Annotated in this window: 15 protein-coding genes; 5 read left to right on the top strand and 10 right to left on the bottom strand. The window is 40.8% G+C overall.

The features are described from left to right. Window positions 1-3: 3 nt before the first annotated feature. Window positions 4-246, bottom strand: coding sequence for a VF530 family protein (locus MHN32_RS05165; protein WP_017216709.1), 243 nt, complete (start codon window positions 244-246; stop codon window positions 4-6). Window positions 247-278: 32 nt separating this feature from the next. Next, the gene (locus MHN32_RS05170; RefSeq protein ID WP_010605335.1) at window positions 279-560 is read right to left on the bottom strand and encodes a DUF1496 domain-containing protein; all 282 of its coding nucleotides are present in this window, start codon (window positions 558-560) and stop codon (window positions 279-281) included. Between the two features lie 60 nt (window positions 561-620). Here MHN32_RS05170 and MHN32_RS05175 point away from each other — a divergent pair, with 60 nt between their 5' ends. Further along, window positions 621-851: a TIGR02647 family protein gene (locus MHN32_RS05175; RefSeq protein ID WP_010373121.1), complete on the top strand. Its 231-nt coding sequence runs from the start codon at window positions 621-623 to the stop codon at window positions 849-851. Window positions 852-925: 74 nt separating this feature from the next. Here the strand turns inward: MHN32_RS05175 and maiA are convergent, their stop codons facing one another. Beyond that, complete coding sequence (gene maiA / locus MHN32_RS05180; protein WP_239421133.1) at window positions 926-1552, bottom strand: maleylacetoacetate isomerase; 627 nt, start codon at window positions 1550-1552, stop codon at window positions 926-928. Between the two features lie 8 nt (window positions 1553-1560). Beyond that, window positions 1561-2856, bottom strand: a complete 1296-nt coding sequence (hmgA, locus tag MHN32_RS05185) for a homogentisate 1,2-dioxygenase (RefSeq protein ID WP_235367379.1) — start codon at window positions 2854-2856, stop codon at window positions 1561-1563. 112 nt (window positions 2857-2968) lie between these two features. Between hmgA and MHN32_RS05190 the strand changes: the two genes are divergently transcribed. Next, window positions 2969-3439: a MarR family transcriptional regulator gene (locus MHN32_RS05190; protein ID WP_239421116.1), complete on the top strand. Its 471-nt coding sequence runs from the start codon at window positions 2969-2971 to the stop codon at window positions 3437-3439. 57 nt (window positions 3440-3496) lie between these two features. Here the strand turns inward: MHN32_RS05190 and MHN32_RS05195 are convergent, their stop codons facing one another. The 3 genes from MHN32_RS05195 to MHN32_RS05205 all read right to left on the bottom strand — a co-directional run bounded on the left by MHN32_RS05195 (window position 3497) and on the right by MHN32_RS05205 (window position 10962). Further along, window positions 3497-6775 carry a TonB-dependent receptor gene (locus MHN32_RS05195; RefSeq protein WP_239421117.1) on the bottom strand — a complete coding sequence of 1093 codons (3279 nt, stop codon included), beginning with the start codon at window positions 6773-6775 and terminating at the stop codon, window positions 3497-3499. 197 nt (window positions 6776-6972) lie between these two features. Further along, complete coding sequence (locus MHN32_RS05200; protein WP_239421118.1) at window positions 6973-10065, bottom strand: TonB-dependent receptor; 3093 nt, start codon at window positions 10063-10065, stop codon at window positions 6973-6975. A 36-nt stretch (window positions 10066-10101) separates the two neighbouring features. After that, a complete protein-coding gene (locus MHN32_RS05205) occupies window positions 10102-10962 on the bottom strand; it encodes a S1/P1 nuclease (RefSeq protein ID WP_010605341.1) in 861 nt (286 codons plus the stop codon). A 378-nt stretch (window positions 10963-11340) separates the two neighbouring features. Between MHN32_RS05205 and MHN32_RS05210 the strand changes: the two genes are divergently transcribed. Next, the gene (locus tag MHN32_RS05210) at window positions 11341-12078 is read left to right on the top strand and encodes a PhnD/SsuA/transferrin family substrate-binding protein (RefSeq protein ID WP_239421119.1); all 738 of its coding nucleotides are present in this window, start codon (window positions 11341-11343) and stop codon (window positions 12076-12078) included. Then, window positions 12068-12994 (top strand): hypothetical protein, encoded by a 927-nt coding sequence (locus MHN32_RS05215; protein ID WP_102058000.1) that lies wholly within the window; start codon window positions 12068-12070, stop codon window positions 12992-12994. Before MHN32_RS05210 ends, MHN32_RS05215 begins: the two co-directional genes overlap by 11 nt. 50 nt (window positions 12995-13044) lie before the next feature. On the opposite strand, the gene ushA is transcribed toward MHN32_RS05215, so the two are convergent. The 3 genes from ushA to MHN32_RS05230 all read right to left on the bottom strand — a co-directional run bounded on the left by ushA (window position 13045) and on the right by MHN32_RS05230 (window position 15414). After that, window positions 13045-14634: a bifunctional UDP-sugar hydrolase/5'-nucleotidase UshA gene (gene ushA / locus MHN32_RS05220; protein WP_211865681.1), complete on the bottom strand. Its 1590-nt coding sequence runs from the start codon at window positions 14632-14634 to the stop codon at window positions 13045-13047. A 63-nt stretch (window positions 14635-14697) separates the two neighbouring features. Next, window positions 14698-14889: a hypothetical protein gene (locus MHN32_RS05225; protein ID WP_010605345.1), complete on the bottom strand. Its 192-nt coding sequence runs from the start codon at window positions 14887-14889 to the stop codon at window positions 14698-14700. A 102-nt stretch (window positions 14890-14991) separates the two neighbouring features. Next, on the bottom strand, window positions 14992-15414 hold the full coding sequence (locus MHN32_RS05230) for an MAPEG family protein (protein ID WP_211865679.1): 423 nt from the start codon (window positions 15412-15414) through the stop codon (window positions 14992-14994). A 117-nt stretch (window positions 15415-15531) separates the two neighbouring features. Here MHN32_RS05230 and MHN32_RS05235 point away from each other — a divergent pair, with 117 nt between their 5' ends. Then, a complete protein-coding gene (locus MHN32_RS05235) occupies window positions 15532-18417 on the top strand; it encodes an insulinase family protein (RefSeq protein WP_174169268.1) in 2886 nt (961 codons plus the stop codon). The last annotated feature ends 14 nt before the right edge of the window (window positions 18418-18431 follow it).

Consider the following 18431-nt stretch of genomic DNA (forward strand, 5'->3'; position numbering starts at 1 on the left):
GGGTTATTTTTTTATATCTGGCCACTGAAAGCCGTGGAAGGTATCTAGATACAGTTGCTCCACTTTGGTTCTTGCCCAAGGTGTGCGACGCAAAAACTTGAGACTAGATTTAACGCTTGGATTATCTTTGAAGCAGTTGATATCTACGGCGGCTGCCATTTCTTTCCAGCCTAGTTGCTGTTCAAGTTTTACAATAATTTCTTCTAACTTGATACCGTGAAGGGGGTTATTTGCTTGGGTTGTCATCTTCTACTTCTATATAACTTTAGATATTACGCCTAGTTTACCCTAATTTTATCCGAAATTTCAGGTCTAATTGGTGCCCCAGACGCGTCAGCCTTTACCCACACAAGTTTGCCATTGTCTTCGTTGTACTTTTTCGTTGCACAGACAAACAGCATGTCAAACTGTAGCAATAGTGCGCCTTCGCTATATGACTTTCCTTCATACCAACAGACTTGCTTTGGTATTTCTCCATATAACCTCAAATCAGCGGGCGTTGTAGCCAAAACAGGCAGTGAGATCAAATTAACAGTGATTAAACAAATTAAAAACTTCATCAAATTTGGTTTTTTGAACTAGAGTGTTAAATGACTATAGAAGAATAAGGAAAAATGACAATGGCATTAGACCAAAAATTGTTGGATGAGTTGACCTTACTAGCTAGATTTCCAAGACATAGTTTGCATCAGGGGATAAAAATTCATAGCAGCGCGCCTGAAGGTATACAAGGTGCCGCGATGCGGCTATTTGAAAAAGGGGTCATTGACAGCCCCGATGGGGGTTATTTGACTGATCTTGGTCACGACCTTATTGGCCATTTTGATCATGTCTATAGCGCGTTGAAATAACAAACGTTCATTTGATTGAAAGAGTGATATGCTTAGCATGTCACTCTTTTTAGTTGGCTTATCGTTTACTAGCCTTATTGTGCGTCTAATTGATTTTCAGGCGCTGCATCAGAAAACGCATCAAGCGTATTACAATATTCGTACACTCGACTGATCTTAGGAAATGCAGTCATATCTACTTTAAAGCGCAGGGCATTAAACACTTGTGGTACTAAACAAACATCCGCAAGTGTGGGCTCCGTGCCAAAGCAAAATTGACCGTCGCCTATCATAGGTTCTAGCTTTTTAAAGCCTTCGATAACCCAGTGGCGATACCACTCATTTTTTTGCTCATCAGATGCGCCCAGCTCACTTGAGAGATATTTAAGTACACGCAAGTTATCAATAGGGTGGATATCACAGGCGATGGCGTAGCAAAAGTTTCTTACCTGCGCTTTTTGCCAAGGATCTTGTGGTAGCAATGCTTGGCCTGTTTGGGTTTCTTCTAGCCACTCTAATATCGCTAAAGATTGTGCAAGAACGCCATGCTCAGTTTCGAGAGCCGGTAGCAATCCTTGACCATTTTTACTTAAATATGCCTCGCTGCTTTGCTCCGATTTAAGCAAGTTTACAGGGACTAATTCATGCTCTAACCCTTTAAGATTCAAAGCAATACGCACACGGTAGGCTGCAGATGAGCGAAAATAAGTATAGAGTTTCAACATAATCTTTATGCTCCTTTAAAGTACTTTTTAATGCCTTTCCAGCAATCAGCATAGTTAGGCTGACGTGCTTTGCCTTCTAAAGCATACTTAGTTGGAGAGATAATGTAACGTGACTCAAACATAAACGCGAGTGTGTTTTCATAGCGCTGTGGTGCAAGCTCTGCGTTGCTCGCCTTTTCAAATACATCAGCTTCTGGCCCATGAGGAGACATACAGTTGTGTAGGCTCATGCCACCTGGCACAAAACCATGTTCTTTGGCGTCGTATACCCCTTCAATTAAGCCCATAAACTCACTCATGATATTACGGTGATAATAAGGCGGACGGAATGTATTTTCTGCCACCATCCAGCGCGGTGGGAAGATCACAAAGTCAACGTTTGCAACACCTGGCGTGCCTGATGGAGAAGTCAGTACAGTAAAGATTGACGGATCTGGGTGATCAAAGCTTACGGTGTTCATTACGTTAAATCGTGCTAAATCATATTTGTATGGGGCGCTATTACCTGTCCATGCAACCACATCAAGTGGTGAGTGGCCAATCTCACAGCGGAACAAATTACCATTAAACTTTGCAACGAGTTCAAAATCACCTTCTTTGTCCTCAAAGGCGGCAACCGGGTATTGAAAGTCACGTTCGTTGGTATAGCCATTTGCACCAACAGGGCCTCGCTCTGGCAATATATAAGGGTGTCCGTAGTTTTCACAAATATAACCACGCACCGTATCGCTTAAAAGCTCTACACTGAATTTGATACCTCGAGGGATAACGGCAATCTCACCTGGTTTAATTGCGAGTTTTCCGCACTCTGTGTGTAAAATGAGTTCGCCTTGCTGTGGGACGAATAACAGCTCGCCATCCGCATTATAGAAGTAACGACCTTCCATTGATGCGTTAGCAACATATACATGAATACCAATCCCGCTTTGGCCATTGGCACTGCCGTTAGCAGCCATCGTTACTAAGCCATCGATAAAATCTGTTTTTTCGTGTGGTATATCGATAGGGTTCCAGCGCAACATGGAAGGGGGGGTAACGGCTTCAGTTATTGGTGCCGTGCGTAATAGGCCATTATCCATCGCTTCATATTCACCTTGTAAAACAGAAGGGCGAATACGGTAGAACCAATTTCTACGATTATCAGCACGAGGCGCTGTAAAAGCGGTGGTGTTATATTGCTCTGCATAAAGGTCGTATTTTACTTTTTGCGGTGAAAACTGACCAATAGGCAAAGCGCCCGGCAGTGCTTCACTTTCAAATTGATTACCAAATCCAGTTAAATATTGAAGTTCTTGGCTCATGTGTCTCGACTCCTTTGTGTTTTATAGTAAGATACTCTCATGTGAGAGTATTTTCAATGTTTGTCATCTAGTCGCTCTGTAAAGTAATAGTGACAGTTGGGAGTGTGAAATAATGTCTAAAACTGATAAAAAACTGCTGAATATAAACGATTTTTTGCCGTATCAGCTCGTTTCACTGTCAACAAAAGTGAGCAATGACTTTGCGCACGTCTACGAACAAAAGGGAGAATTAACGCAGCCACAATGGCGAGTATTATCTCACGCAATACAGACGGAGGGGCTTACTGCAAAGCACATATGTGAATTGGCAAGCATGGATAAATCAACCGTTTCAAGAGCAATTAAGCAGTTACAAGACAGAGAGTTGATCGAGATGTTAGTGAGTCCAAGTGATAAACGTGCAAAAACTATTGCGGTGACAGAGCAAGGAAGAGTGCTTTATCAAGCATTAACGCCGCTTGCATTGGCATGGGAAGCTGAGTTACTTAGTTGTTTTAGCGATGAGCAGAAAGAAAATTTTATTGGGCTGCTAATGACGCTTCAGAATAGACTAGCAAACGGTGATACCAGCAATGCTGATTAATGAAAAAAGGCCAACGGTCGTTGGCCTTTGGGAGATTATCTAATTACGTGTTAGATATTAGAATGTGTAACGAATACCAATTTTAGCTTGCCATGCTGACGCGCCTTTATCGATAGTCGAGTAATTGCGAACATCAGCACCGTTGTAGCGTGGCTCGATGATTAGCTTGCCATCGTCATCTAAACCGCCGAAGTCATAAACGGCTTGGTCAGAGTAACTTAGCTTCTTCTCTACACCCCAGTCACTATTAAGTAGGTTAGCGAAGTTTTCGATCATAAAGTAAAGTTCGCCTTTATGCTCTTTATAGAAACCTGGGATTTCTTGTTTAAAGCTAACATCCATAGTGGTAACCCAAGGCTGAGTTCCCGTATTGCGGTCTAATAGTTGTCCACGCTCAGTTATGCCTGCACGGTTAAGTAAGGCTTCTAGCTGATTCCAAGATAAATCTGACTGTTCCCAGTTTACATTCGCATCATTAGGACCAGATGGGATGTACGCTAGGTATGCAGATGTACCTGCAAAGTCACGGGTATCTCCCAAGTCATAATCATTGTATGAACCCATTGTGTAGCTAAACGGACGGCCAGATCGACGTTCAAAGAACACGTTAAACTTCGACGCATAACCGTCAAAGAATTCAGTGGTGTAGCGCAAGTTAATCTTGAAGCTATGTTCTACTTCGTAGTGACCACGACCTACTAGGTCAACATTACGGCTGTGCGTAGTTGCGTGTTTGTAGTTACCATCTGCTTGAGAAGCACTACCAGGTGATACATCTTCAACATCTTGATTCGTGTAACTTGCAGAAACGTAAAGACCGTTATCCCACTCTTTAGCAATTGCGGTGCTTAAAATAATAGAACGTGCGTCTTCATCAGCATTGGTCATCATGATGTCATAGTTATCTCTAAGCTCACCAGAGTACTTGTTATCATAGATGATTCGACCAGTTGCAGAGCGCACGATGTTACCGTTTTCATCAAGCTTTGGCGTAATAGAAGTGTTATGCCATACCGCTTCGTCTTGCTTGTTGTGGTAAGCAAGTTCAGCTGTCCACTTGAAGCCGTCACCTAGCAGTTCAGAATCAAATTCGTATTCAAACCCAACCTGTGCACGAATGCTTGATGGTAGCTTGAAGTTAGGATCCGTATAAGCTGTGCTGCCAGCACCTTGCTGTAAAGAATCTTGAATTTGCTGAGGCACGCGAGTGAAATCAACTTGATCTACGCCTGCAAAGTAATTATTGATAGCGTCTTGTGTCGCATCAACTTGCGTTAAGCCGTCTTTTTGGAATGGGTTGTTAAACCAAACATTTGGAATACCGCCGTGGAAGCGACCAACACCACCATTAATTGTTAATGACTCAGTAGCATAGTATTTAAAGCCAATACGAGGTAGAACGATATCAGCACCATCCAAGTTTTCCTGGTTCGTATAACCATAAGTTTCTTGGAAAGCAGTATTTAATGTAGGCTTGTCACTTGAAGATAAACGCTCATAACGAAGGCCCGCCGTCACTTCAAGGTCATCTGTTAGATAAAACTTATCTTCAACGTAAAGCGCAAGTTGCTCACGCGTTGCATCATAAGCTAAGTCATTGACATCATTAGTATAAGCATTGGCGTAAGAAAATTGGTAGTCATCGTATCTATTTAAAAATAATTTCTTATTTTCAAAGTCTTCAATGCTACCAAACGTCCAACTACCCATCGAACCTTCGCCAAATAGGTTGTAAAGACGTTTGCTCTCATATTGACCACCAAAGTTAATCTCATGGTCGCCCATTAGATAAGTTGCATCAAGTGTAAACGCAAATGTTTCGGTTTCTGATTCATTGGCATGACGATAGATGTTACGGCCAAATTGGAAACCAGCACCACGACCATCGTTTAAGTAAACTTCAATAGTACCTAAATCTGAGTTGGTTACACTGTCATTGGTTACATTTTTATACGCAAGGCCTATCTCTGTAGAGAATTCATCTGACCAGTCTGAGTATAACTTGGCGGCAAAGTTATCGAACTTAGTCGTATAAGTATAACGACTTGAAGCCATAGATATAGTTTCACCACCTGTAGCGAATTCTTTCTCATCCTCTTCATCCTGCCATTGGTAAGTAAAGTCAGCACGATGTAGATCGGAAATGTTCCAGCTAAGCTTAATTAGGACACTATCACTAGTATCTTCAGGGTCACCACCGAATTCATCTTCGATACCATATACATTATTTAGTACAGAAATAAAGCGGTTATAGTCAGATTCACTAACGTCAAACTCATTTGCGGTGCCAGAACCATCAAAACCGTAGTCCAAGTCCATCTCTTGTTTCCAAGAGTTATAGTTAACAAAGTAGAATAACTTGTCTTTGATAATCGCGCCACCGGTACTAAAGCCTAAACGCTTTTCGGTAATGATAGGATCTGTGCTTGCCACTTCGAAAGTCTTGTGACCATCTTCATCAAGAATATTTGAGCCAGCACGGTGGATTACATTACCATCAGCGTCTTTAACATCTTCTTTATATTTGGCGTCGGAAATATTATCTAACTTACCTGCAAGGCTTGGTGTACTTGTCTCATAGAAGCCTGTGAAAGTATATTCATTAGAGCCGGACTTAGTAACCGCATTGATTGTACCACCACCAAAGTTACCTTTTTTAGCAGAAAAAGGTGATGTATCAACTGAGATCTGCTCAATTGCATCAAGTGCCACAGGTGGTTGTGCTGTTGGGTAACCGCCAAAGTTGAGGCCAAAGTCATCATTTTGGCCGATACCGTCAACGGTTAAGCCATTCGTTCTCGGGTTATTACCCGCAATCGTGAGTTCACCATTTCCATTGATGCTGGCAAGCGGATTTAAGCGCGCAATGTCTTTGATGTCATTATTGAAACTAGGTGCATTTTCAATGGTATCAGCACCAAATACGCTGCTTGAACCACCAGCTTGTTGTACCAGCTTATAGCCCGTAACTTCAATTTTTTCGATTTGCTGTAATGGTTGAAGTTGATTATTGATACGGTGAGTGTCGCCTAACTCAAGATAGATATTGTCAAGTTGGGCATCTGAATATTTGTCAGAGTCAAGTACTACTCTGTAAGGTCCGCCAACGCGAAGACCTTTTGCGATAAAAGCACCAGATTCATTAGTAGTGAATGTGCTTATAGTACCAGTTGGTTCGTGAATAACTGTAACTTTAACATTTGCAGCTGCTTCACCGGTTGGGGTGGTGATCTTACCGCGCATTGCAGACGATGTATCTGCAGCGTATGCGCTGACTGATACCCCAAGAGCTAATGCAAGTGCGCCGGCCACTCTAGTTAAGCGAACGTTTTTCATTGTTTCATTTCCCGTGTAAGTAGATTATGAGAGTCAGATTTTTAGATGTGTTTAAACAGCATCTAGTACTCCTGTTCTCTAACTATGTTGATTAATTTATAAAGCACAATCACCTGCTGGTTTACGACGTAGCACGGCTAGCTTCTATAGAAGGTAGCCGTGTCGTAAAAGTGATAAATTCAACCAAGACTTATCATCTAGAAGTTATATTTAACGCCAAAACGGATTTCATATAACGATGGTTTAATTTCAAAGTCAGTGCCTGAAGGGTTGTTGAACTTCTCAAACACATATTGACCGTTGTCATTGATAGATGCTGTCACTGCGTTTTGCATTGAGGTACCACGCTCTAAAGTGCCCCAGTCATCGTTAAGTAGATTGCCAACATTCTTTATTACGAAGAATGCAGAACCTTTATGTCCATCAGCAAAACCGCCAAACTCTTGTTCAACTTTTAAATCGAAAGTAACAAACCACTCGCCGTCTTGCGAGTTACGGTCTTGAATTTGACCGCGTGAAAGGCCCTCACGATTAACCCAAGAGTCAAACGCAGATTTATCGAAATCTTCACCGAAGACCACTCGTTGATCACCTTCACTTGGGACGTACAACAAGTCGCGTTTTTCGTCAGCGTAACCAAACATACCCGTGTTATCAAACGTGTATGAATAAGGGTTTGTCATACTTGCCTGTCCGAATAGGCTAAAGCGAGTTTCTAAGCCATCAAATAGTTCAGTTTTATACGATAGAGACATTGTTGCGCGATGTGGTACTTCGTAATCTGAAGTCGCGACTTCTGGGTTTTGCGGATCCGCAGTTGCTATTCTGTGATAGTTCGAAAACGCGACAGAGCTACCCATTGGATGCACATCTTTTGCAACGGTGTATGCATAAGAAAGTGCTAAATCTATACCATTATCAAATGACTTGTTCATGCCAAAAGATAGAACATGGCTATAACCATCATCACCGGACACATTGGTTAGCATTAAGTCTGATTCGCGAGAATGAAGATTATCGTTGTAAATTGGACGGCCATCGGGTGCAGTTTCATCAGATGCCAATGTGATATTCTTGATAACTGCTGAATCTTGTTTATCTGTATATAAGTAGTCAACACTGAATACATAATCAGATTCAGTAACATAAGTTGCACCTAGTGAAAGCTTCCACTCTGAAGGAATTTCAAAATCAGGGTCAGTTACGTTAGTACTATCATCAGCTCCACCCGCAGAGATAGTATCGTATAATTCTTTAGGAATATCGAAACCAGCTTTACCGTCGCCAACAAACGCAATTGCATTTGGGCCTAGCAACTGAAGGTTTTTCTTGTCTGTTTGGATGTTACGAATACCATCGTTTGAATAGCTGTTTGAGATCCATACATTTGGGTTACCACCAGAGTAAAGGCCTATACCACCACGCAATTCTAGCTGGTCATTGTAAGTCCAGTTAACACCTAAACGCGGTTGTAATAGGTCAACGCCATCCAGATTTTGTTGGTTTGAAAAGCCAAAGCGCTGTTCAAAGTTTGGATTATATGCTGGTACGTCATCACTGGTATACCAGTCATAACGAACGCCTGCCGTGATGGTCATATCGTAATCGATAAAGTCGAACTTATCTTGGAAGTACAACGTATTTAGTGCGTACTTAAATTCACCAGCTGCATCTTCAGGGTTATGTGATGAAGCATTGCCATAGTAAACGCGCGCAATGCCATTACTGAGATCTTCAATACTGCTAAAGCGATATTCACCTTCGTTGTGTTGCACGAACATATTGAATACGTCGAGTTCTTCACGTTCATATCCAAAATATAGCTCATGCTCATCAAGGTAATAGGTACCTGCAAGTTTCAGAGAAAGGTTATCGTACTTTAATTTGTTTGCTTGACGAGAGTCGTCCGGACCTAAGTAAACAGTGACATCATCAACATTTACTTGAAACTCGCCAAAACCAGATGCTTGATCTAGTGATAATTGACTGTTATCAAGCTCTGAATAACCAATACGGACTTCAGTCGAAAACACATCGCTCCAATCCGAATAGATTGAAGTAACAAAAGAGTTGAGCTCTGCGCCACGTTCATAGAAGTGGTTCGATAAAGATAGCCTGTCAGAACCAGAATCAGATTGAGACAAAGAAAAGCCATCGTTATAGTTATATACGAAGCTTGCACGATGATCGTCGTTGATGTTCCAGTCTAGTTTTACTAATAGTTTTTCATCTTCTACAGGCATACTTGGGATCATACCGCCTGCATCATAACCATATTTTTCTTGCGTTATTGCAGTAATACGGTCAATGCTCGCCTGACTGATTTTTCCATTTGCAAATGGTGTGTATTCGAAGATCTCTGATCCTTCCAACTTTTCATAGCTGGTAAATAGGAACAGAGAGTCTTTAATCAGCGGTAGGCCAGCGTTAAAACCGTAGCGTTTCTCGTCATAATCGCCGATATTTTGCTTTTGACCATCAATTTTATCACCAGATAGCGAATCACTGGTATAGTCAAAAAATAGACCGCCCGTTAATGTGTTTGTACCTGATTTTGTTACGGCATTGATGTTACACGAAGTAAAGCCACCGTATTGAACATCGAATGGGGCAAGTTCTACAGCAACTTGATCAATAGAATCAAAAGAAAAAGGCATCCGCTCAGTTGGGTAACCATTGCTATTTAAGCCAAAGTTATCGTTCATTCGCATACCATCAACAGTTAAGCTGTTGAACCGAGGGTTACCTCCCGCACATAAAATAGCGCCTGAACTGCTTTCGTCTACGTAGATTCGAGGGTCAGTACGTACAATATCTTTCAAATCGCGGTTAATTGCAGGCTTATTTTGTAATTCAGCCAGAGAAAAGTGAGATGCGGGGCCTGTTCCACCAGACTGTGCAGTTAAAGGACGGCCAGTTACCACTATTTGCTCAATGTCTTGTAGTGATTGCAGTTGAACTGAAACTGGGTATGTTTTACCTAAAGATAAATAAACATCATCAACTCTAGTATCTTCAAATTTATCAGAGTCAATTATAATTTGGTATGGGCCACCAACGCGAAGGCCTTTTGCAGAGAATACACCGCTTTCATTCACTGTGGCTGTTTTTACGGAGCCTGAAGGGGTATGAATAATTGTTATTTTTGTACCAGCAGCAGGATTACCCATAGGACCTACTACTTGACCTTTTAAGCTAGAAGCTGTGTCGTTTGCGTGTGCAAAGCCGCTTGCAGCTAAACTTGCTGCAATAGCAAGAGACAGCGAAGTTTTGCGTAAAAGAGTATTCATTTTGTTGTTTCCCGTATATTTCAGAACTTACTAAAGTTATTTTATATTCGCAGTATTAGAAGTCTTTTTTAATGCTTCTTTTAATGGCTGCGAGTCCTTATCGAAAATTTGGTTTAATAGGCCGGCTAATCTAATGCCACCTTGTTGCAGCCTAAATTTAACTGTTGGCATATATTTATAAATGTAACCGTAACTTATTTCAGTTTCATTGCTGTTATAAACTTTTTCAGCAATATTATTTGACTCAAGTAACCAATCTGCTGGCGAGCTATCTAAGTATTCAGCAATTATTTCATTATTTGTGGTTTGAATAAAACGTGTGAATTCTGTAAATGAAAGATTTTCATTTTCGATTAATTTGGTGTCCCAAGTGCTGTGTAAGTTTGAATCACTGCCAAAAAACTTTACTTTAATCATGTTACCACCACGGTCTTTACCGCGACCTGCGTGAAATGGTTGGTGGCTGTCACCTACAAGGTGAACTAGGAAACGAAATGCAAAACGCTTTTCATCGATTGACTTAGATTCTGACTTCAGTGTATTGATGGAGTAGTAGATACCGTCTAGGATGTGTTTTACTTTTTCTTTGTCATTCAAATCGGCATGAACATGCTCGTGCATTGCCTTTGGGTTGTCGATATTGATGTAATGCCACTTTGAAGATTGTTTACGCCAAAATGTGCTTGGATCCGAACGCATCTCATCTGCCCAAGTTGAAATCTCAGCCAGAGAATCACCTTCTAATAACGGTTGAATCGCAACGCGAGTCTGATCAGTTAAATGCGCCTCCGCCAATTCGCCAATGATCCTATGACCATTTTGACCCCAGGCATGTGCACTTGACGTCGTTATAGTCATCCCTACAGCGAAAAGTAATGACAAGCTTTTACGTAACATTTGTATCTCTTGTAGAAAAGGGAACAATCTTCCCAACCGAAAAGTGAGGCCAATTGTCCGTATTTTTCAACAAAATAAAAGGACTCAATAAGATTCATAATTTCCTGTCAATAAAGTAATAAATTCATGGTGTTATGATTTATTAGTAAAATTACCTATTGCAATGAGTAAAGAAAATTGATCTAATAGCGGTCAAGAAAGGATAGGTTATTTCAATTAGTGATACATAGTAACATTTTGACTAGTAAATCAACAATTGTATCTTTGTTGTTTATAAGCGCATTATTGTGCTGGATTTTAGGGGCTCGGTTAATATCGGCAAAGCCTCTTATTCTTGATCCCGTTGTCCAGTACTCAAATACTTGCAAAACGCGTTCAGTGTCCAATATCAACACTTTAAAAATACATGTTCCGATTAAAAGTCTCGCGTTAGACGTTTTAGTTAGAGCGTGTGAAGATGAAGTGGTCACTAGACAATATGGTCAGGTGAAAGTGTATTGGGGAGGAAGCCTCGCTGAGCAAATAGAGTTTTTAGCTAAGGGAATTGCCGATCTTATTTTAACAAAAGACAATATCATGTCGGCTTTGATGGCTGAATCAACGCATAGTTATAAGCCTGTTATAGGGTACCCGGCTTATTCCGCCTTTTTTATCTCAAACACAGAAAAACCCAAATTATCTAAATCTTATTTCTTAGATAAAAAAATAGGCTTACTAGACTATCCAACAAGTCGCTCTGGTCACATATTACCAAAAAGTGCGTTTAAAGAGTTAGATATCGATATTAATGCGCTCGATATTACCTATTTAAGCTCGCATCAAGCGCTCCGCGATCGTCTAGCTGCTGGTGAAGTTGATATTATTGCCTCCTATTGGTCCGAAGAAGACGAGTTGCGGTTTTCGAAGAATTACATTACGCCAATTGCAAATAATGTTAGCGGCAGTAAATGGTATTTAAAGATGAACAACAATAACACTGATCTAGCTTGTGCAATGCAGGGAATTATTAACCAAGTCGCTCAATTAAGAACATCGAGTTACTTTGATAAGGTAGATCGATACTGGCAATGTGAAGCCTCACCTTATGGCTTTATCGGAGAAGCATATGGACGTTAGCCAGCGCAATATATCCGTTTTTATTGCTTTGGCGTTATTGTTTAGCGGCATTTTCTACATTTCTCAAAGTATTGAAACTAAGCGGGTTTTGAAGCAACAAAAAGAAGCGGTTGCGCTTCGCGTTGCTATTGATATGAATCGTTTACCTGTCGCAGATCCTTTTCTACATTATGCAGGTAATGAAACTGAGTTAAGAGAATATATAAACTCACTCAATGCTGCGTTAGGCGCTCAAGGTGCCCGTTTAACTGTTCTTGACATTAATACGTCTGGGGCAGGTGAAGGTGAAAAAAGTGAAGTGCTAACATTGTCTGCGCCACACAGAAATTTCTATGTAGCGGTGTCATTAGACGACTCCAAACCGAAATTTACCTATATTTTCCCTCTGATTATGGCGCTTATCGGCGTTGCGGTGTTCAACTGGGTGAGAAGAAAAGGTATTGATGCAAAAGTAAGTTCAAATCAAACACTAGAGAAGTTGCCGGAATTTAAGCTTGTTATTGATTTGTACTCAAAAACAGTAACAACGAATAGAAACAAATTAGTCAGTGTTCAATTAGCCAATAAACCATTATGCTTTTATTTGGCACTTGTTGAGTTTTGCGAGGTAAACCCTGACACTATTCTCAACCAAAACAAAGAGATGCCAAAAGAGTTATTGGATCTCGCGGATAAATACTTTTATCGTTTAGTTGAGCTTGGTCATACTATAAGAAAACGGCCAAACTTCACCAATAGTTTAGAAAAAACACTAAGTGAAATTAGAGCTGCACTAGACGAAGTATTAGACGCATTCCCAGAAAAAAAGGTGTTGTTTTATCCGCCAAAAGCACACGGAGAAGGGTCTCGTTCCAAATTACATAGTTATGGACTGAGCGGAGTGAAAAAGTCTGATGTTGATATTATTGGTAAATAGAGCAGGTGTCAGTAAAGCGGTGAGTCACACCGCTTTACTGGATTGTCTTTCTATAAATCGATAGCTTTTATTGGACTATTCTTTTGGAAGTAATCTTTTAGAACCTGTGCATCAGTTAGATCTGTAGCAGTATATTCAGGAAGATGATTAATCTTTGGATAGCCATCACCACCAGATGCATTATAGCTATTCACACTCATACGATAGGTCTTATCGTTGGTTAATGGCTCGCCCGCAATGCTAATATTGGTTACCTTATCATTCTTGATATCAAACTTAATATGGTGGAACTGTAAGTAAGCACCAGAGTCAGGCGGGAATTTAGCAACAATGTTTAAGTAATTAATAAGATCTCTGGCCTTCCAGTCTATGTAAGTAATACGATTTTTAAAAGGGTGAACTTTCAGTACATCTTTGTAGCTGACATCACCTTGTTCTATGCTATCTCGGATCCCGCCGCCGCTGATAATGCCAAAGTCAGCTTCGACAGCTGCCATTTGCGCATTAATGATAAGATCTGCGAGGTTGCTTTGCTTAAATCTCACTGTACTGCGACGACCATCTAAAAAACTATCAACGTATCCTACTGCACCAGCAATTTGAGCTTGTCCTTTTTCTTGAAAAGGCTTCAAAAAAGCAAGCATTTGCGGATCTTCTTGAATCGTTTCACCAATCACAGAGCCAGCTTTATCTTTTAAGTTTACAGGGATTAAGTTATAGCTAATCAAGGTTTTTGTATCACCATCAATTCTAAATACGGCTTTACCCACATACTTACCCCACTCATGTGCTTGCATAATCCAAACACCATTTTGATTATCTGGTTTACATGTTTTGCCAGGAGCGAATGACGTATCCTCGTTACCATTGTCGTCGACACAGACAGGTTCTTGAGAATGTCCACCGACTATCAAATCAAGCATACCTTTAGGAAGTCGGCGCGCAAGTGTTACATCACCGGGCGCATTGATACCATGATTAGCACCGTGATAGTGGCCCATATGTGTGACAGCAATCATCACATCTGGGTGATATTTGGCTTTGATCTTAGGAACCCAGTTTTCTGTGGCTGTTAAAGGCTCAATAAAAGTAAGGCCATGAACATGTTTTGGATTGGCAATTTTAACAGTATCAATTGTCGTAAGCCCAAGGACAGCAATGGTCAATCCTGCACGTTCAATAATTGTGTAAGGCTCGTATGCTGGCATTTGATTTGTATTATCAAGAATATTTGCTGACAGTACTGGGAAGCTTGCCCACTCAATTTGTTTGGCTAGTACATCTCGAGTGTTATCAAATTCATGGTTACCAATTGCCATGGCATCGTAACCGAGTTTACTCATTCCCTTAAAATCAGGTTCGGCAAACTGTAAATCAGATTCTGGTACACCGGTGTTTATATCGCCTCCAGAAAGCAATATAACGGCATGTCCTGCTTTTTCGGCATCGCTCTTTAATTGGTCAATTAAGGTTTTTCTGGCAGCCATACCATATTCACCTTTTTCATTTTGCCAAAAACGACCATGATTATCGTTGGTGTGTAATACGGTTAGATATTCTGCTTGTTGCGACTGCTTAGGAGAGGAAAAATGGCATGCTGATAATAGCAAAGCCGTTGAAAGAATAAGTAAGTTGCGCATAATTTAGAAGCTATTTGATAAATTATGCGCGTATTCTAGATCATTATAATTATTTTAATAGTGCTAACACTCAAAATTGCTATATTTTCTGGCGTTTTGTGCCACCGCAGATACTCTTCTGTCCAGTTCAAACTTTGCTAACTCACATTTTGCATGGTCTGTTTCTATCATCCAGTTTAAAAAGCTAGCCGGCAGCGTGGAGTACGGTTCTCCAGCATGAAGTCCAAAATCGCAGATATCATTATCCTGTTTCATCTATGTGCCCCTGTTGTTCTTTTTGCCATCGCCATGCTAACAAATTGACTCAGAGATTAAAGAACAATTAGTTAAAACGGATGGCATTTTTATCGTTTTTAGTTATATAAGTGTTAAAAGTAATATGATCCACTGCAACACAATGAACGCACATCCAGCAAGGTAGAGGCGAAAACGCGTTCTAATATGATTACTGCCGATATGAACATAGGCATGTGCAATACGGCTAATTACAAACAGTAAGGCGAAAATGCTGAACCACAAGGTGACAAGTTTCATTGCGAGTGCGGCGAGAGAAACAACAAAAAACAACATGGGAATTTCGAACTGATTGGTAAAGTTTCGGGAAGCCAGAATGACTTTTTCAGGCGCATTGTCGAGCGCCATGGTTTTGAACTGATCAAACTGGATCTGTTTTTCTCGTGCCGCTTTAAATCGACGTTTACCCATAATGACCATGATGACTAAGGTCAGCAGAGTTTGTAAAAATAGTGCGGCGAGCAGTAAATAAGTGGATGTTGGCATAGGCTCCTCAGTTTACGAAGTGTTACAAAACAAAAAATTTCTATATTGCAAAAGCTTAGTTGAATGACGATGATAGTCTGGTTCCAAAAAGTAATTATCACAATAATGGATTGTTTTATGAAAAAGCTATTCGCAATTAGCACACTTACCTTAGCAGTTTTGACTGGATGTGGTACAACTTCTTCACTTAATCATTCAGGCACGACTGAGAATCTTCTTTCAGAGCAACTGGTTGTAAGTCCTAATGATGATAGGCAATATCAAACGTTAACCTTAGAAAATGGCATTGAAGTTATTTTGGTATCAGATCCATCTGTATCGAAATCAGCGGCCGCGCTGAGTGTTGGCGTTGGTCTACTACACGATCCGATGTCACAGCAGGGCATGGCGCATTATCTTGAACATATGTTGTTCCTTGGCACAGAAAAGTATCCAGACAGCAAAGGTTATTCTGAGTTCATGACCAAAAACGGTGGGGCACACAATGCTTACACTTGGTTGGATATTACCAATTATATGTTCAAAGTGAACAATGATGCCTATGACGAGGCGTTAGACAGGTTCTCCGATTTCTTTAAATCTCCAAAGCTCTACCCTGAGTACACGGAAAAAGAAAAAAATGCAGTGAATGCTGAGTGGTCTATGCGTCGTGAAATGGACTTTTTTGGTCAATTTAAACTTGCACGAAACATGATGGGAGAACATCCTGCTAACCGTTTCCTTATAGGTAATCTAGAAACGTTAGGGGATAAAGAAGGAAGCAAGCTACATCAAGAGACTGTTGCTTTCTATGATAAGTACTACTCTGCGAATATCATGAAGTTAGCCATGATTTCTAATGAGCCGATTGAGCAGATGGTGGTAAAAGCGAAAAAGCACTTTACGACAATTAAGAATAAGAACATCGAGAAGCCACAGGTCAAGCAATCGCTTAACTTCGATAATGTTGGACAAAAGTTGGTCCATTATAAACCGAATGAAGACGTAAAGACTCTACAGCTTGATTTTACTATCAAGAACAACGCCAATGCGTTTGCGGTTAAGCCGAACTATTTCATTACTTATCTGCTAAGTAATGAAATGGCGGGTAGCCCCGCTCAAGTTCTAAAAGATAAAGGTTTAATCTCATCGTTAAGTGCATTCGCGACTCCAAATAGTTATGGCAACTACGGGACGTTGCAGATTGATATTCAGCTAACCGATGAAGGCCTAAAGCAACGTGAGTTAATCACAGGTACAGTACTGGATTATATCGATATGATCCGTGATAAAGGAGTCGATAGCCGTTACTTCAAGGAAATCCAAACGTCGCTAAATAATCAATTTAGGTTTTTAGAAAAAGGCGATGAGTTTGGTTACGTTAGTAACCTTGCAGATAGCATGCAGCATTACCCAATGAACCATGCTATCAATGCAAGCTACTACTACGCGCAGTTTGATGCTGATGCAGTTAAGGCTGTCTTGAAGCAACTTACACCTGAGCAAATGCGGGTATGGTATATCAGTAAAGGTGAGCCTACCGACGCAAAACTGCACTTCTATGATGGTGAATATCAGATCGTAGACTTAAAGCGTAGCGATTTTGATAAATGGAAAGAAGAGGCAAATTTCGATTTAGCACTTCCTAGTGTAAATACCTTGCTACCTGAAAACTTCGCACTGAAAACATCTGCGGATGATGCGAAAAAGGGCGTTCAGAAGGTTATTGATACTGATGGGGTAACGGTTTGGCATGCCGCGAGTGAGCGCTTCTACCAGCAGCCTAAAGGCAGTCTGAAAATCTACTTGAATAACCCAAGTGCATTAAAAGACATCAAAACTGAGGTTGCACTGTCGATTTGGGCCGATCTATACCGGCTGGATAAAGCAAAACTGATGACGGAAGCGAGTATCGCTGGTATGCACCTTGGCTTGACCCCAGCAAATGGGGTAATGCTAGATATTTCAGGTTTTACTGATAAACAAGCATTATTGCTAAAAGATGCGCTCTCAGGTGTTCGTGTAGAAACGAATAAACGCGCATTTGATCAGGCTGTTGATCGTTACGTGCGTGGCATTAAAAACCAAGAAAAAGAATTCCCATTCAGACAAGCTTTTGGTGTATATCAAAAACTTATCCGTTCAGGAAGCTATGATGATTCTGCATTGATATCAGCAGCTAAGTCTTTGACTTTGGCCGATCTAGATAAAGTGCAAAATCAAATTTTAACGAATAACCAAGTTCGCGTTTTTGCTTATGGCAACTACGATAAAACGGACTTGCAAACAGTAAAAGAGACGCTTGATAATGCGTTGCCTAAACGCCAAAAAGTGACCAAGTACGCGCGAGCTAAATATTGGCAGCCAGAGCAAAAGCAGACAATCGTATGGCAGCAAGACATTGACGTTGCTGATGTTGCCGTAATCGATTTTGCAGTGCACCCAGTCAAAGGTTATGCACAAAAGGCGGCGGCGATGGTGCTTCAAGGGCACTTAAGAACAGCGGCATTTGAACGTCTGAGAACCGAAGAGCAGTTAGCGTATGCGGTTGGTGCAACCAGCGTTGCTATTGACGAATATTCAGCGCTAGGCTTCTATATTCAAACACCGGTAAAAGATGCTAAGAGTATGCAAGCTCGCTTTGACGCGTATAAAGATGAATATGCTAAAGACTTAGCAGCGTTAGATCAGGCAACGTTCGAGCAGTTAAAAAATGCAGTGTTAGTCTCATTAACCGAAGAGCCAAAAAATCTTTCTGAAGAACTACAACCGTTATTGGGCGATTGGTTCAAAGAAAATATGGCGTTTGACTCCGAAGCTAAGCTAATTGCTGCAGTTGAAGCGGTCACATTAGAAGATATTAAAGCGTACTATCAGCAAACTGTAATGAACACCGATGCTGCTAGATTAAATATTCAATTACGTGGAGCCAAGTTCCAAGCTGAACCGTTTGCAGATCTACCGAAGCAAACTAAGCTGGATTCAGTTGAACAGATGTATAAAAACGTGAAATTCCAACAATAATCAGTCGGTATTTC

Source organism: Pseudoalteromonas sp. Of11M-6 (genome assembly GCF_022347905.1).
In the GTDB taxonomy this organism is placed as follows: Bacteria; Pseudomonadota; Gammaproteobacteria; order Enterobacterales; family Alteromonadaceae; genus Pseudoalteromonas.

Excerpts from the sequence above, each read along its gene's own strand:
- MHN32_RS05205 (WP_010605341.1), bottom strand. The coding sequence starts at position 10,962 with ATGTTACGTAAAAGCTTGTCATTACTTTTCGCTGTAGGGATGACTATA.
- MHN32_RS05200 (WP_239421118.1), bottom strand. The coding sequence starts at position 10,065 with ATGAATACTCTTTTACGCAAAACTTCGCTGTCTCTTGCTATTGCAGCA.
- MHN32_RS05235 (WP_174169268.1), top strand. The coding sequence starts at position 15,532 with ATGAAAAAGCTATTCGCAATTAGCACACTTACCTTAGCAGTTTTGACT.
- MHN32_RS05195 (WP_239421117.1), bottom strand. The coding sequence starts at position 6,775 with ATGAAAAACGTTCGCTTAACTAGAGTGGCCGGCGCACTTGCATTAGCT.
- MHN32_RS05215 (WP_102058000.1), top strand. The coding sequence starts at position 12,068 with ATGGACGTTAGCCAGCGCAATATATCCGTTTTTATTGCTTTGGCGTTA.
- MHN32_RS05225 (WP_010605345.1), bottom strand. The coding sequence starts at position 14,889 with ATGAAACAGGATAATGATATCTGCGATTTTGGACTTCATGCTGGAGAA.
- MHN32_RS05175 (WP_010373121.1), top strand. The coding sequence starts at position 621 with ATGGCATTAGACCAAAAATTGTTGGATGAGTTGACCTTACTAGCTAGA.
- MHN32_RS05165 (WP_017216709.1), bottom strand. The coding sequence starts at position 246 with ATGACAACCCAAGCAAATAACCCCCTTCACGGTATCAAGTTAGAAGAA.
- ushA (WP_211865681.1), bottom strand. The coding sequence starts at position 14,634 with ATGCGCAACTTACTTATTCTTTCAACGGCTTTGCTATTATCAGCATGC.
- MHN32_RS05190 (WP_239421116.1), top strand. The coding sequence starts at position 2,969 with ATGTCTAAAACTGATAAAAAACTGCTGAATATAAACGATTTTTTGCCG.
- MHN32_RS05230 (WP_211865679.1), bottom strand. The coding sequence starts at position 15,414 with ATGCCAACATCCACTTATTTACTGCTCGCCGCACTATTTTTACAAACT.
- MHN32_RS05170 (WP_010605335.1), bottom strand. The coding sequence starts at position 560 with ATGAAGTTTTTAATTTGTTTAATCACTGTTAATTTGATCTCACTGCCT.
- hmgA (WP_235367379.1), bottom strand. The coding sequence starts at position 2,856 with ATGAGCCAAGAACTTCAATATTTAACTGGATTTGGTAATCAATTTGAA.